Consider the following 13,765-nt stretch of genomic DNA (forward strand, 5'->3'; position numbering starts at 1 on the left):
GAGGGCGGACCCACCGGGGGCGCGTCGGCCGGACTGGGGCCGGGCAGCCGGAACCGGGAGGTCAGCGGGCCGCCCGGGCCGCCATCCGGGCCTTGCGGGCGGCGAGCTTCTCGTCGAACTTGGCGGCCTCGGAGTCCAGGCCGTTCATATAGAGCCCCAGCTCCTCCTGTGCCTTGAGTCCGTCCGGACCCAGGCCCTCGATCTCCAGCACCTTCAGGAAGCGCAGAACGGGGGAGAGGACGTCGTCGTGGTGGATGCGCATGTTGTAGATCTCACCGATCGCCATCTGCGCGGCGGCCCGCTCGAAGCCGGGCATCCCGTGGCCCGGCATCCGGAAGCCGACGACGACATCGCGGACGGACTGCATCGTCAGATCCGGGGCCAGCTCGAAGGCCGCGTTCAGCAGATTCCGGTAGAAGACCATGTGCAGGTTCTCGTCCGTCGCGATCCGCGCGAGCATCCGGTCGCATACGGGGTCGCCCGACTGATGGCCGGTGTTGCGGTGCGAGACCCGGGTGGCCAGCTCCTGGAAGGCGACGTACGCCACTGAGTGCAGCATCGAGTGCCGGTTGTCGGACTCGAAGCCCTCCGCCATGTGCGCCATCCGGAACTGTTCGAGCTGGTCCGGGTCGACGGCACGGGAGGTGAGGAGGTAGTCGCGCATCACGATGCCGTGCCTGCCCTCCTCGGCGGTCCAGCGGTGCACCCAGGTGCCCCAGGCACCGTCGCGGCCGAAGAGGCTGGCGATCTCGTGGTGGTAACTGGGCAGATTGTCCTCGGTCAGCAGATTGACCACGAGGGCGATGCGTCCTATGTCGGTGACCTTGGACTGTCCCTGCTCCCATGCCTCGCCGTCCTCGAAGATGCCGGGGAAGTTGCGCCCGTCGGAGAACGGGACGTACTCGTGCGGCATCCAGTCCTTGGCGACCTTGAGATGACGGTTGAGTTCCTTCTCCACGACCTCCTCCAGCGCGTACAGCAGTCGGGCGTCGGTCCACGCTTCCGAACTGCCGAGGTGGGGAGAGGTGATGCTCACGGATGCTCCTGGGGACGGGAGAGTTACCTACGGACTCGTAGGTTACGAGACCGTAGGTTAAGGGCGCGATAAGCCCCCGGCCAAGCCGGTCACGGGTGCGTCCGGCTACGTACCGTTATGTCACCAGGTCGGACAGGGTTCGGGCGCCCTATGCGTGCAGTTCCCGCAGCCGGACCGAGAGGCAGGTCACGCACCCTTCGAGCTTCTCGAACTCGCCGATGTCCACCGGAACCGGGTGATAGCCGAGATCCGAGAACAGTTCCGCGGTCTTCGGCGCGCTCGCCGCCATCAGCAGCTTGCCGTCGCCGAGCAGGACCACATGGGCGCCGGACTCCTCCGGCACCGGCAGATGGCTCGGGAAGACGGTCGGGATCTCGACCAGCGGCGGATAGCCGATGACGGTGGTGTCCGGCAGCGCGGTGACGGCCGACTTCAGATGCAGCACCTTGCTCACCGGCACGGCCACCACCCGCGCCCCCAGCGGCTCGAATACCGCGCGCAGCTGCTGGACCCCGGCCGCGTTGGTCCGGCCGCCGCGCCCCACGTACAGCGTGTCGCCGACCCTGAGCACATCGCCGCCCTCCAGGGTCCCCGGCTCCCACACCCAGTTCACCGAGCAGCCCAGCCGGGCGAGGCTCTCCTCGACGGTGACGGTCTCGGGCCTGCGGGACGCCGCTCCCGGGCGGGTGATCAGGGCGACATTGCGGAACACGACCACGGTGTCCTCGACGAAGACACCGTCCGGGCATTCGTCGGCCGGTTCGGCCTCCACGGTCTCCCAGCCGTGCGCCCGCAGGGTCCCGGCGTACGCCTCCCACTGCGCGAGCGCCAGATCCGCGTCGACGGGGGTGCGTTCGACATGGGTGACCAGCCCTTCCGCGAGGCGCGGGCTGGGGCGGCGGATCAGTGCTTTCCTGCTGGGCACGAGGACTTCTCCAGAGTGGTCGGGTCCGGTGACGCCCATCATGTCCCGGCGCACCGGGGCCAAGGAATCCCCCGGTGCCGCACCCCTGCCGGCTGTCCCGAAAGTCACCATGGCCCCTGCCGCTCCGGCGGCTCCACCGACCCGGGGGAGTGTCAGCCGGAGGTGCCGTCGTCCATCCCGAGGTCACGGCGCAGAAACTGCGCCGTGAAGGATTTATGGTGCTCAAGCAACTGCTCCGGAGTGCCCTCGAAGACCAGTTCCCCGCCGTGCTTGCCACCGTCGGGCCCCAGGTCGACCACCCAGTCCGCCCGCTTGACCACATCCATGTTGTGCTCGACGCAGATCACCGAGTTCCCCGCGTCCACCAGCCGGTCCAGCAGCGTGACCAGGGTGTCCACATCGGCCATGTGCAGTCCTGTGGTCGGCTCGTCGAGGACGTACACACTTCCCGTACGGTGCAACTGGGTGGCGAGTTTGAGCCGCTGGCGCTCGCCGCCGGACAGCGAACTCAGCGGCTGCCCCAGGGCCAGATAGGTCAGCCCGACGTCATTGAGGGCGCCCAGCCTCCGGCGCAGCGCCGGGTCGTCGATGAACTCCGCCGCCTGCGCCGCCGTCATCTCCAGGACGTCCACGATGGACCGGCCCGCCACCCGGTGGCGCAGCACATCGTCGTGAAATCGACGTCCCTCGCACACCTGGCAGGTCGTCGTCACCGGGTCCATGAAGGCGAGATCGGTGTAGATGACCCCCCGCCCGGCGCACTCCTGGCACGCGCCCGTGGAGTTGAAGCTGAAGAGACCGGGCGATACGCCGTTCTCCTTGGCGAAGAGCTTGCGGATCGTGTCCATCACCCCGAGGTAGGAGGCCGGTGTCGACCGGGTGGACGCGGTGATCGCCCCCTGGTCGATCACGATCGCCTCCGGGTGCGCGGCCGTGAACACCTTCGACACCAGCGTGGACTTCCCGGAGCCCGCGACCCCGGTCACCGCGGTCAGCACCCCGGTGGGGAACCGTACGTCGATGCCCTTGAGGTTGTGCAGCTCCGCCCCGGTCACCGGCAGCCAGTCGGCGGGGGAGCGGAACGACTCCTTCAGCGGGGTACGGCGGCGCAGGCACCGCCCGGTGAGGGTGTCCACCGTGCGCAGCCGCTCCACCGGGCCCTCGTAGACCACCCGCCCGCCGTCCCGGCCCGCCCCCGGGCCCATGTCGACCACATGGTCCGCGATCGCCATCACATCCGGGTCGTGTTCGACCACCAGCACCGTGTTGCCCCGGTCGCGCAGCCGTACCAGCAGATCGTTCAGCCGTCCCACATCGCGCGGATGCAGACCCACGCTCGGCTCGTCGAAGATGAAGGTGAGCCCGGTCAGCGAGCTGCCCAGATGGCGCACCATCTTCAGCCGCTGCCCCTCGCCGCCCGACAGGGTGGTGGTCTCCCGGTCCAGCGAGAGATAGCCGAGCCCGATCCCCACCAGCCGCTCCAGCCGTTGCCGCGCCGCCGCCGCGATCGGGGTGGCCACCGGGTCATCGATCCGTTCGAGCACCTCCACCAGATCGGCGACCTCCATCCGGGTGTAGTCGGCGATGCCCAGTCCGTCGATACGGGTGGCGAGCGCGGCCCCGTTCAGCCGGGCCCCGCCGCACGCCTCGCAGGGCTGCTGCGTCACGAAGCGCTGCGCCGCCTCCCGGCGCTTCTCCGAGAGGGTGCCGATGTCGCGCTTGAGGAACAGCCGGGTGAACCGGTTGACGACCCCCTCGAACCGCATGTCGAACGAGCCGGCCTTCATCTCCATGCGGACCGTGAAGTCCGACCCGTACAGCAGCAGCTCGCGCTCCTCCGCGGTGAAGTCGCGCAGCGGCTTGTCCGGGTCGAACCGCCCCGACTCCGCGTACAGCTTCCACTCCCAGCCGCCCACCGAGAGCCCGGGGAGCAGCAGCGCCCCCTCATTGAGCGACCTGGACCGGTCCACCGCCCGTTCGACGTCGAGCCGGACCGTCTTGCCCACCCCGTCGCACTCCGTGCACATTCCGGTGGGGTCGTTGAAGGAGTACGCGGTCGCCGACCCGGCGCTCGGTGCCCCATGGCGGGAGAACAGCACCCGGAGCACCGAGTTGATGTCCGTCATCGTGCCGACCGTGGAGCGGACATTGCCGCCGATCGCCTTCTGGTCGACCACGATCGCCACCGACAGCTCGTCGATCTCGTCGGCGTGGGGGCGCTCGTACTTCGGCAGCCGGTTTCTGATGAACCAGGTGAAGGTCTCGTTCAGCTGGCGCTGCGATTCGACGGCGATGGTGTCGAAGACGATGGACGACTTGCCGGAGCCGGAGACCCCGGTGAAGACGGTGATCCGGTTCTTGGGGATGGTGAGGGTGACGTCCTGGAGGTTGTTCTCCCGCGCACCGGCGATGACGATGTTCTGGACCATGGCCCCGAAGCTAATCGTGAATCCAGACATCCTCTGTCGGGATTTACGGTCGGCTCCGGGGCCGGTCGCACCGCTCGGGTCGTTCCCGGGCGCCGGGGCGGCCTGCCCGCGCTGTCGGTCCGCCCAGGCTGTCAGCTGTCCCCGGGCGGGTCAGCCTTCCCCGGGCTGCGGGTCCGGCAGCCGCAGCGTCCCCTCCCGCACCTCCTCCACGCCGACGTCATGAAGTCCGCCGTCCAGCAGCAGCCAGCGCGTGATGCCGATCGACTCCAGGAAGGGCACATCGTGGCTCGCCACGATCAGCGCCCCCTCGTACGCGTCGAGTGCCGCCGTCAGCCTGCGCACACTCGACATGTCCAGATTGTTGGTCGGCTCGTCCAGCATCAGCAGCCGAGGTGCCGGCTCGGCCAGCAGCAGTGCGGCCAGCGTCGCCCGGAACCGCTCACCGCCCGAGAGGGTCCCGGCCGGCTGATCGGCCCGCGCGCCCCGGAAGAGGAACCGGGCGAGCTGCGCCCTGATGCGGTTGTTGGTCGCCTCGGGAGCGAACCGGGCCACGTTCTCCAGCACGCTCAGCCCGCCGTCGAGCACATCGAGCCGCTGTGGCAGGAAGCGCAGCGGAACCTCCGCCACCGCCTCGCCGCCGACCGGCTCCAGCTCACCGGCGATGGTGCGCAGCAGGGTCGTCTTGCCCGCGCCGTTGCGGCCGACCAGCGCGATCCGCTCCGGGCCGCGCACCTCGAACTCTCCCTTCAGCTCCGGCCCGTGGCGCAGCCGCAGTTCGCTCAGCCGCAGGACGCCGCGGCCCGGGTGAACCGTGGTGTACGGCAGCTCGATACGGATCTCGTCGTCGCCGCGGACCGCCGCCGCCGCTTCGCCGAGCCGCTCCTTCGCCTCCGCGAGCCGCTCGGTGTGCATGATGCGGTGCTTGCCCGCCGACTCCTGGGCGGCCCGCTTGCGCGCGTTCATGACGATCTTCGGCTCGCGTTTGGAGTCGTTCATCTTCTGTCCGTACCGCTTGCGGCGGGCCAGTTTGACCTGGGCGTCGGCCAGCTCGCGCTTCTGCCGGTGCACATCCGCCTCGGCCACCCGGAGCATGCGCTCGGCGGCCTCCTGCTCGACGGCGAGCGCCTCCTCGTACGCGGAGAAGTTGCCGCCGTACCAGGTGACCTCCCCTTCGCGCAGCTCGGCGATCTGGTCGACCAGATCCAGCAGTTCACGGTCATGGCTGACCACGACCATCACCCCGGACCAGGTCGCGATGGCGTCGTACAGCCGCTGCCGTGCGTACAGATCGAGATTGTTCGTCGGCTCATCGAGCAGCAGCACATCCGGCCGGGCCAGCAGCAGCGCGGCGAGCCGCAGCAGCACGCCCTCACCGCCGGACACCTCACCGATGGTGCGGTCGAGCCCGATATGGCCGAGACCGAGCTGCGCGAGGGTGGCGAGCGCCCGCTCCTCGACGTCCCAGTCGTCGCCCACGGCCGTGAAGTGCTCCTCGCCGGGATCGCCCGCCTCGATCGCGTGCAGCGCGGCCCGGGTGGCGGCGATGCCCAGGACGTCATCGACCCGCAGCGCGGTGTCGAGCACCACGTTCTGCGGCAGATATCCGACGTCGCCCGTGGTGCGGACCGAGCCGTCGGCGGGCGGAAGCTCTCCGGCGATCAGCTTCAGCAGGGTCGACTTTCCCGAGCCGTTGAGACCGATGAGCCCCGTTCTGCCCGGACCGACCGCGAGCTGGAAGCCGTCGAAGACCTTGCTGCCGTCCGGCCAGACGAAGGTGAGGGAGGTACAGATGACATGGGTGGAAGAGCTGGACAAATGGGTCTCCCGGTTGCATGGAAGGGATCAGGGCAACAGGTGAGACACCGGGATACGTACGAGTGCCGACGGGAAGACTGGGGAAGTCCGGAAGAACGGCCCGGTCGGGGAGGACGGCTCGGATGCCGAGGTCGCACGCGCTGCGCACCCGCCGGAAGGGCGGTGTCGCACGGTGTCCCAAGACCTCAGACGAGCAACGTCCTTCTCCTATCGACGACAACAGAACCGCCATACACCGTACGACGACGGAATGGACGGTGTCAACGAATATCATGATCATCACCTGTGCGCACCGAGGGGGTCCGACCATGCCTGATGGAATGTTCGCACTCGCCGCCCGGCTCTATCTGCTGGCCTGGGACACCGACCGGATGAAGGTCACCGGCACCACCCATCTCGCCGATCTCGTCCGGGCCGGGGCGCTCACGGAGCTGGCCCAGCGCGGACTGCTCAGCGACGAGGACGGTTACGCACGGCCGCTCCCGGACGCCCGCACCGGCGACCCGGTGCTCGACCGGCTGCTGGAGCTGATCGAGGAATCCCGCCCCCGTAAGTGGAAGAACTGGGTGACCTACCGCTCGTCGTACACCCTGGACGCCGTCCGCGCCCAGCTCGCCGAGACCGGCTATCTGCGCGCGAGCAGCGGGCTGTTCGCCAGGACGCGGTACGACCTGGAGCGGCCCGGCGCGGTCGTGTCGCTGCGCGCGGAGGCGCGGGCCGTGCTCACCGGGTCGACACCGGTAGCGGAGACCGCCGAGCGGGACGCGGCGTTCGTCGCCCTCGCCGCCGCCGCCGAGCTGCGCACCTTCGCCACCGCCAGGGAGCGCAGGGCCTACAAGGCCAGGATCGAGGCCCTGACCGCGCGCAGCGGCGCGGCGGCCCCGGCGCTGAAGAAGGTGATCCAGGAGGTGCGGGCGGCGGTCGTCGCGGTGGTCATGGCATCGGCCGCCGGAGCGTCGGCGTCGGGCGGCACCTGACGCCCACCGGTTCGGTCCGCGCCGTCAGGCGGCGTCGCGCAGCAGCTCGGTCAGATTCTGGTCGAGGTCGAGATACAGATACTCGCGTCCGGCGGGGACCACCCCCAGCGCGCGCTTCAGAAACCGGCGCAGCTCGCTGGTGCGGACATGCAGCACGGCGACGCCCTCAGGGGCGCGGAACTCCATCACCGTACGGTCGTAGCCGTACGGCCGCACCCGTACGTCACCGACCCCGGCCGGTTCGTCGACGCCCGTGACCAGCAGCTCGCGCCCGAACGCCCAGGAGATATCGGTGCCCTCCAGCGTCGCCGGGGCCGGGAAGTCCATCCGTACGGCGAAGGGGTCCTCGCGGTCGTACCGCAGGGTCGCCGGGACGGTTTCCATCCGGGGTGCCGGCGCGACAAGCCGGGCTTGTACGGGCTGCTCTATGACAGTGGACAAGGTGCTCCTTCGCGCGGCCGACGCCTCCCTGACACCAGGGAAGACGGCTGAACGGGGCGCGGAGTGCATTCGGGGAGTGGGTGAGTTGTGTCACCGCGGGTGTGGTACGGGCGGGCAGACGCGTCCCGCCCGGGCCGGGTCGGGCCGGACGGCCGGGCTTCCTCCGGCGCGGGCCGGGTCGACACGGCCGCCACCGTCCGGCGGACGCGTCACAGTTCGGCACAGCGGCCCGAGTGGTCGCAGTACGGACGGTTCCCGGTCGCGCCGCAGCCGCACAGCGTCACCCGGGTCTCCCGGCGGACGCCGCTCCCGGTGCGGACGGCGAGATCGCCGCGCACCACCAACTGGCCGGCGGCGGTGGTGACGACGGTCGTCGGCCGGTCGGGCTGCTCCGTGCCGCCGTCGGTGTACCGGTAGCGCAGCGCGCCGGACGGACAGCGGCGGACGACCTCGGCGACCCGGCCGGCCGGGGAGCCGTCCGGCGAGACCCACGGCCTGCGCTCCAGATCGAAGGTCTCCGGGAGACCGCCCACGCACTCCGCCGCATGCAGACAGCGCCGTGCCTCGAAGGTGACGGTGATCTCCCGGCCCGGGTACTCCTTGGGTTTCTGGGGCTGGGACATGGATTCAGCCTAGAAATGGCTGCCCGGAATCGCACCCTGGACGGGGTCCGGACGGTGGGCTAGCTTCCAGCGCCATGACGACGGCCATGCGAAACACGGGGCGGACGAGGCAAACAGGGCAGCCGGGGAGGTCAGGGCAGACGGGGAGGTCAGGACAGCGGGGGAGGCCGGGGCAGCGGGGGAAGCCGGGGAGAACGAGGCGTGCGGTGACCCTAGGGCTGTGTGTGGCGGCGGTGGCCGCTGTGCTCGCGGCCCCGGCGCGGGCGGCCGGGCACCCGGAGACCGCGTGGGCGACCGGGCACCCGGAGTGGAGCGGTCCGGTCTGGAGCCTTAAGGCGGCCGGTACGGACGTACGGCTGCGGGGGCTCGCCGCCGTCAGCCGTACGACCGCATGGGTGGCGGGCTCCAAGGGGACCGTCCTGCGCACCACGGATGCCGGCCGCACCTGGCGGAACGTCTCACCGCCCGGGGCCGGGGCGCTGGAGTTCCGCGACATCGAGGCGTTCGGCTCCCGCCGGGCGGTGGTGCTGGCCATCGGCGAGGGCGAGGCGTCCCGCCTGCTGCGCACCACGGACGGCGGAGCCACCTGGACCGAGACGTTCCGCAACACCGATGCGAGGGCGTTCTACGACTGCGTCACCTTCTTCGACAGCCGGCACGGCCTCGCCATGAGCGACCCGGTGGACGGCCGGTTCCGCATCCTGTCGACCCGCGACGGCGGAAAGTCCTGGCGGGTGCTGCCCGCCGCCGGGATGCCCGCCGCCCGGCCGGGCGACGCGGGGTTCGCCGCCGGTGGCCAGTGCCTGGTGAGCGCCGGGCCGAAGGACGTCTGGCTGGCGACCGGCGGCGGCCCCACCGCCCAGGTGCTGCACTCCGCCGACCGGGGGCTGAACTGGACCGCCGCCGATTCGGCCATCCCGGCGGGCGACCCCGCGCGCGGCGTCTTCGCACTCGCCTTCCGCGACCGCCGGCACGGCATCGCCGTCGGCGGCGACTACCGCACCGGTCAGCCCTCGCCCCGCGCCGGGGCCCTCAGCCGGGACGGCGGCCGTACCTGGCGGGGAGCCACGACACCGCCGCCCGCCTACCGCTCCGGTGTCACCTGGCTGCCGCGCCACTCGTCCGCCGCGCTCGCGGTCGGGCCGACCGGCACCGATCTGACCGTCGACGGCGGCCGAACCTGGCGGACCGTCGACACCGGCTCGTACGACACCGTCGACTGCGCCCCCGACACCGGGTGCTGGGCCTCCGGCGAGAAGGGACGGGTGGCACGCCTGGAGTTCCGGCACTGAGAACCCCGATCCACCCCCGGGTGTACTCAGCCCCTCCGGGTGTACTCAGCCCGTCCGGCGTTCGCGGACACCCCGCAGGGGTGCGCGTCAGCCGACGGACAGCGCGGCTGGTTGTGGAATCAAGCCCGTCCGGTGTTTGAGGACGGACCCCGGGCCACAGGGGCGATCACCTGGCACCGCACGGGAAGCCGGCCGGCCCGCCGACAGTCACGCGGCCCTTGCCGTGCAGGAAGAGTTGCTGGCTGGCCCGGGTCGTACGGGGGGAGTCGGGTCCGGAGCCTCAGCGTTCCGCCGCCACCCGGAAGCGGATGCCCGCGGCCTGGAGCCGGGACAGCAGCGCGTCGCCCATCGCGACAGCGGTGGTGAGCTGCCCGGAGGTGTCGGGCAGCCGGTCGAAGGCCAGGCACAGCGCGGTCTCGGCGAAGATCTTCGCGGTCTCGTCGTAGGACGGATCGCCGCCCGAGACCTCCGTGTACACCCGCCGGCCGCCGCCCTCGCCCACGTACCGCAGTGAGAACCAGTTCTTCGCCCGGCGCTGCTCACCGGGTCCGTCGCCCGGCTTGAGCCGGTCGGAGAGCCGGCGCCGGGCGGCGGGCAGTTGGGCGGCACCCAGCAGCGCGCCGATGGCCGCCACCCCGCCGACCGCCCTCGGCAGGGAGGTGACCGCCGCGTAGTGCCGATAGCGGAAGTCGGGGCCGTACCGGGGCAGGGCGCTCGCCGAACGGGCGATGATCTGTCCGTCGATCAGGGGCAGCGGCAGGGCCCAGGCGCCGGTCTCCCGGCTGAAGCGGGGCCCGCCGATCGGAGCCCGCGCCCGCCGCCCCACCAGCCGGGGTTCGTGCAGCCGCCGCCGGCGTGCCGCCCGCAGTGCCTGCTCGCCCCGGCTCATCGAGTTGAGGGCGGCGGCGAGGGTGCCGCCCGAGAACGCCGCTCCGGCGGACACGAAACCGTCCACGTTCAGCGGAACACCCTCGGGCAGCCGCTGGACGGTGAAGTACGCCCCCAGATCGTGCGGTACGGAGTTGAAGCCGCAGGCGTGCAACATCCGGGCCCCCGTCTCCCGGGCCCGTGCGTCATGGCGTACGTACATCAGATCCACGAACTCCGGCTCACCGGCCAGATCGAGGTAGTCGGTCCCGGCATCCGCGCAGGCGGCGACCAGCGCCTCGCCGTACCAGAGGTAGGGGCCGACCGCCGTCGCGACCACCCGCGCCGAGCGGGCGAGCAGGGCCGCCGCGGCCGGATCGTCGGCCCGTGCCTCGATCAGCGGCAGATCCGCACAGCCCGGATGTGCCGAGGTGAGCCGTTCGCGCAGGTCAGCCAGCTTCCCGGGGCTGCGCCCCGCGATCGCCCAGCGGCACCCTTCGGGCGCGTGCGCCGCGAGGTATCGGGCGATCAGCTCCCCGGTGAACCCCGTCGCGCCGAAGAGCACGATGTCGTACGGGCGCTCCGCGCCACCGGTCACGTCCTCGCTGTCCACTGGCTCCCTGCCTCTTGCGTCGGGTTGCCGCCGTGTACGGGTGCACCTGCGAACCTGCGCACCTGTGCCGCCGTCGGCGCCGAGGTTAGCGCGCCGACGCGCCCGGGAAAACGCGAGCGCGCGCCCGGCTTCCGGTGAATCCCGGCGCCCGCCCGGCCGAGGGCCTTGTCAGTACTGAAGCACGTTCATACCATCGTTGGTGTTACATCAGATGTGTCATATCGAATGTGTCAGCGCAGAGACTGGGGAATCCATGGCGGCGACCGTGACGGCAGCGACAGGAAACGGCCCGCTCAGCGGGGTGCGGGTGGTGGAACTCGCGGGCATCGGACCCGGCCCCTTCGCCGCCATGACGCTGGCCGATCTCGGCGCCGATGTGGTCCGAGTGGACCGGCCCGGCGGCTCCGGGCTCGCGATCGACCCCGCGTACGACCTCACCAACCGCAACAAACGCTCCGTACTGATCGATCTGAAGGCCGGTGACGGGCCCGCGCGGGTCCTCGATCTCGCCGAGCGCGCCGACATCCTCATCGAGGGCTACCGCCCCGGGGTCGCCGAACGCCTCGGCGTCGGCCCCGAGGAGTGCCTCGCCCGCAATCCGCGCCTGGTGTACGGGCGGATGACCGGCTGGGGCCAGGAAGGGCCGCTCGCCGACCGCGCCGGGCACGACATCGGGTACATCGCCGTCACCGGCACCCTCGGCATGATCGGTGAGTCCGGCGGCCCGCCCGTCGTCCCCGCCAACCTCGTCGGCGACTACGCGGGCGGCTCGCTCTATCTGGTGATCGGCGTCCTCGCCGCCCTCCAGCACGCGCGCAGCGAGCACGGCCAGGGGCAGGTCGTGGACGCGGCCATCGTCGACGGCGCCGCCCATCTCGCCACGATGATCCACGGCATGATGGCGGCCGGCGGCTGGCAGGACCGGCGCGGTGCCAATCTGCTCGACGGCGGCTGCCCCTTCTACGGCTGCTACGAGACCGCCGACGGCGAGTACATGGCGGTCGGGGCGCTGGAGCAGCGGTTCTACGACGAGTTCATCCGGTTGCTCGGCATCGCCGGCCAGGCCCCGGCCCGCAAGGACTTCGACCGCTGGAGCGAACTGCGCACCGCGGTCGCCGACCGCTTCCGGACCCGGACGCGCGCGCAGTGGACCGCCGTCTTCGAGGGCTCCGACGCCTGTGTGGCGCCGGTGCTCTCCCTGAGGGAGGCCCCCGCGCACCCCCACCTCGCCGCCCGCGCCACCTTTGTCGATCACGGCGGGATCACCCAGCCGGGGCCCGCGCCCCGGTTCTCCGCCACCCCCGGTGCCGTGCGTTCCGGCCCCGCCCTGCCGGGCGCGGACAGTGCCGGGGTCGCCCGCGACTGGGGGCTGCCGCCGCGCGCCGGGGACGGCACACCATGAGCCCGGCCCGCGCACGGCACCGCGCACGGCACCTCGCCGACCCGTTCCCCATCCCAGAAAGGCTGTCGTTGTGACCACCGAAGCGTATGTGTACGACGCGATCCGCACCCCGCGCGGCCGGGGCAAGGCCAGTGGCGCCCTGCACGCCACCAAGCCGATCGACCTGGTCGTCGGACTGATCCAGGAGATCCGCGGCCGGTTCCCCGGGCTCGACCCCGCCGCGATCGACGACATCGTGCTCGGTGTCGTCAGCCCGGTCGGCGACCAGGGTTCCGATATCGCCCGGATCGCCGCGCTCGCCGCCGGACTGCCCGACACGGTCGCCGGAGTACAGGAGAACCGCTTCTGTGCGTCGGGTCTGGAGGCCGTCAACATGGCGGCGATGAAGATCCGTTCCGGGTGGGAGGACCTGGTGCTCGCCGGGGGCGTCGAATCGATGTCCCGGGTGCCGATGGGCTCCGACGGCGGTGCCTGGTTCGCCGACCCGATGACCAACTTCTCCGTCGGCTTCGCCCCTCAGGGCATCGGCGCCGATCTGATCGCCACGATGGAGGGCTTCAGCCGCCGCGATGTCGACGAGTACGCCGCGCTCTCCCAGGAGCGGGCCGCCGCGGCGTGGAAGGACGGCCGCTTCGACCGCTCCGTGGTCCCCGTGCGCGACCGCAGCGGACTGGTCGTCCTCGACCGCGACGAGCACCTGCGCCCCGGCACCACGGCCGATTCCCTCGCCGCCCTCAAACCGTCCTTCGCGGGCATCGGTGACGTCGGCGGGTTCGATGCCGTCGCGCTCCAGAAGTACCACTGGATCGAGAAGATCGACCATGTCCACCACGCGGGCAACTCCTCCGGCATCGTGGACGGCGCGGCCCTCGTCGCGATCGGCTCGAAGGAGACCGGGGAACGCTACGGGCTCACCCCGCGCGCCCGGATCGTCTCCGCCGCAGTCTCCGGCTCGGATCCGACCATCATGCTCACCGGACCCGCCCCCGCCACCCGGAAGGCCCTCGGCCGCGCCGGACTGACGATCGAGGAGATCGACCTGGTGGAGATCAACGAGGCGTTCGCCGCTGTGGTGCTGCGTTTCGCCCGCGACCTCGGCCTCCCCCTGGAGAAGATCAATGTCAATGGCGGGGCGATCGCCCTGGGGCATCCCCTCGGCGCGACCGGCGCCATGATCCTCGGGACTCTCGTCGACGAACTGGAGCGCCAGGACAAGCGGTACGGCCTCGCGACGCTGTGCGTCGGGGGCGGGATGGGGATCGCGACGGTGATCGAGCGCGTGTAGGGCCGCGCGGAACGACCGGCCGCGCCCGTGCGCCCGATCGACCGGCGGCGCCCGTGCGCC

General features: G+C 71.3%; 11 protein-coding genes. 4 read left to right on the forward strand and 7 right to left on the reverse strand.

Going from position 1 to position 13,765, the window contains the following annotated elements:
* Positions 1-61: 61 nt before the first annotated feature.
* The 4 genes from ACWF94_RS01075 to ACWF94_RS01090 all read right to left on the reverse strand — a co-directional run bounded on the left by ACWF94_RS01075 (position 62) and on the right by ACWF94_RS01090 (position 6,205).
* A complete protein-coding gene (locus ACWF94_RS01075) occupies positions 62-1,036 on the reverse strand; it encodes an acyl-ACP desaturase (RefSeq protein ID WP_453483448.1) in 975 nt (324 codons plus the stop codon).
* 148 nt (positions 1,037-1,184) lie between these two features.
* Entirely contained in the window at positions 1,185-1,961 is a 777-nt protein-coding gene (gene ddaH, locus ACWF94_RS01080; RefSeq protein ID WP_453483450.1) for a dimethylargininase, read from the reverse strand.
* A gap of 152 nt (positions 1,962-2,113) precedes the next feature.
* On the reverse strand, positions 2,114-4,390 hold the full coding sequence (locus ACWF94_RS01085) for an ATP-binding cassette domain-containing protein (RefSeq protein ID WP_453483451.1): 2,277 nt from the start codon (positions 4,388-4,390) through the stop codon (positions 2,114-2,116).
* Between the two features lie 150 nt (positions 4,391-4,540).
* On the reverse strand, positions 4,541-6,205 hold the full coding sequence (locus ACWF94_RS01090) for an ABC-F family ATP-binding cassette domain-containing protein (protein WP_453483453.1): 1,665 nt from the start codon (positions 6,203-6,205) through the stop codon (positions 4,541-4,543).
* Between the two features lie 308 nt (positions 6,206-6,513).
* Here ACWF94_RS01090 and ACWF94_RS01095 point away from each other — a divergent pair, with 308 nt between their 5' ends.
* On the forward strand, positions 6,514-7,182 hold the full coding sequence (locus ACWF94_RS01095) for a GOLPH3/VPS74 family protein (protein WP_453483455.1): 669 nt from the start codon (positions 6,514-6,516) through the stop codon (positions 7,180-7,182).
* A 24-nt stretch (positions 7,183-7,206) separates the two neighbouring features.
* Here the strand turns inward: ACWF94_RS01095 and ACWF94_RS01100 are convergent, their stop codons facing one another.
* Together ACWF94_RS01100 and ACWF94_RS01105 are read right to left on the reverse strand one after the other, a co-directional pair.
* The gene (locus ACWF94_RS01100) at positions 7,207-7,623 is read right to left on the reverse strand and encodes an SsgA family sporulation/cell division regulator (RefSeq protein ID WP_453483457.1); all 417 of its coding nucleotides are present in this window, start codon (positions 7,621-7,623) and stop codon (positions 7,207-7,209) included.
* 209 nt (positions 7,624-7,832) lie between these two features.
* A complete protein-coding gene (locus tag ACWF94_RS01105; protein WP_453483458.1) occupies positions 7,833-8,246 on the reverse strand; it encodes a (4Fe-4S)-binding protein in 414 nt (137 codons plus the stop codon).
* Positions 8,247-8,452: 206 nt separating this feature from the next.
* On the opposite strand from ACWF94_RS01105, the gene ACWF94_RS01110 reads away from it, so the two are divergent.
* Positions 8,453-9,538 (forward strand): WD40/YVTN/BNR-like repeat-containing protein, encoded by a 1,086-nt coding sequence (locus tag ACWF94_RS01110; RefSeq protein ID WP_453483460.1) that lies wholly within the window; start codon positions 8,453-8,455, stop codon positions 9,536-9,538.
* A gap of 280 nt (positions 9,539-9,818) precedes the next feature.
* Here the strand turns inward: ACWF94_RS01110 and ACWF94_RS01115 are convergent, their stop codons facing one another.
* Complete coding sequence (locus tag ACWF94_RS01115; RefSeq protein ID WP_453483461.1) at positions 9,819-11,018, reverse strand: saccharopine dehydrogenase family protein; 1,200 nt, start codon at positions 11,016-11,018, stop codon at positions 9,819-9,821.
* A 253-nt stretch (positions 11,019-11,271) separates the two neighbouring features.
* Between ACWF94_RS01115 and ACWF94_RS01120 the strand changes: the two genes are divergently transcribed.
* Positions 11,272-12,420, forward strand: coding sequence for a CaiB/BaiF CoA transferase family protein (locus tag ACWF94_RS01120; RefSeq protein ID WP_453483463.1), 1,149 nt, complete (start codon positions 11,272-11,274; stop codon positions 12,418-12,420).
* Between the two features lie 70 nt (positions 12,421-12,490).
* The gene (locus tag ACWF94_RS01125; RefSeq protein ID WP_453483464.1) at positions 12,491-13,705 is read left to right on the forward strand and encodes an acetyl-CoA C-acetyltransferase; all 1,215 of its coding nucleotides are present in this window, start codon (positions 12,491-12,493) and stop codon (positions 13,703-13,705) included.
* Positions 13,706-13,765 lie beyond the last annotated feature (60 nt).

This window comes from Streptomyces sp. NPDC055078 (assembly GCF_053607985.1).

Excerpts from the sequence above, each read along its gene's own strand:
- ACWF94_RS01085 (WP_453483451.1), bottom strand. The coding sequence starts at position 4,390 with ATGGTCCAGAACATCGTCATCGCCGGTGCGCGGGAGAACAACCTCCAG.
- ACWF94_RS01095 (WP_453483455.1), top strand. The coding sequence starts at position 6,514 with ATGCCTGATGGAATGTTCGCACTCGCCGCCCGGCTCTATCTGCTGGCC.
- ACWF94_RS01105 (WP_453483458.1), bottom strand. The coding sequence starts at position 8,246 with ATGTCCCAGCCCCAGAAACCCAAGGAGTACCCGGGCCGGGAGATCACC.
- ACWF94_RS01120 (WP_453483463.1), top strand. The coding sequence starts at position 11,272 with ATGGCGGCGACCGTGACGGCAGCGACAGGAAACGGCCCGCTCAGCGGG.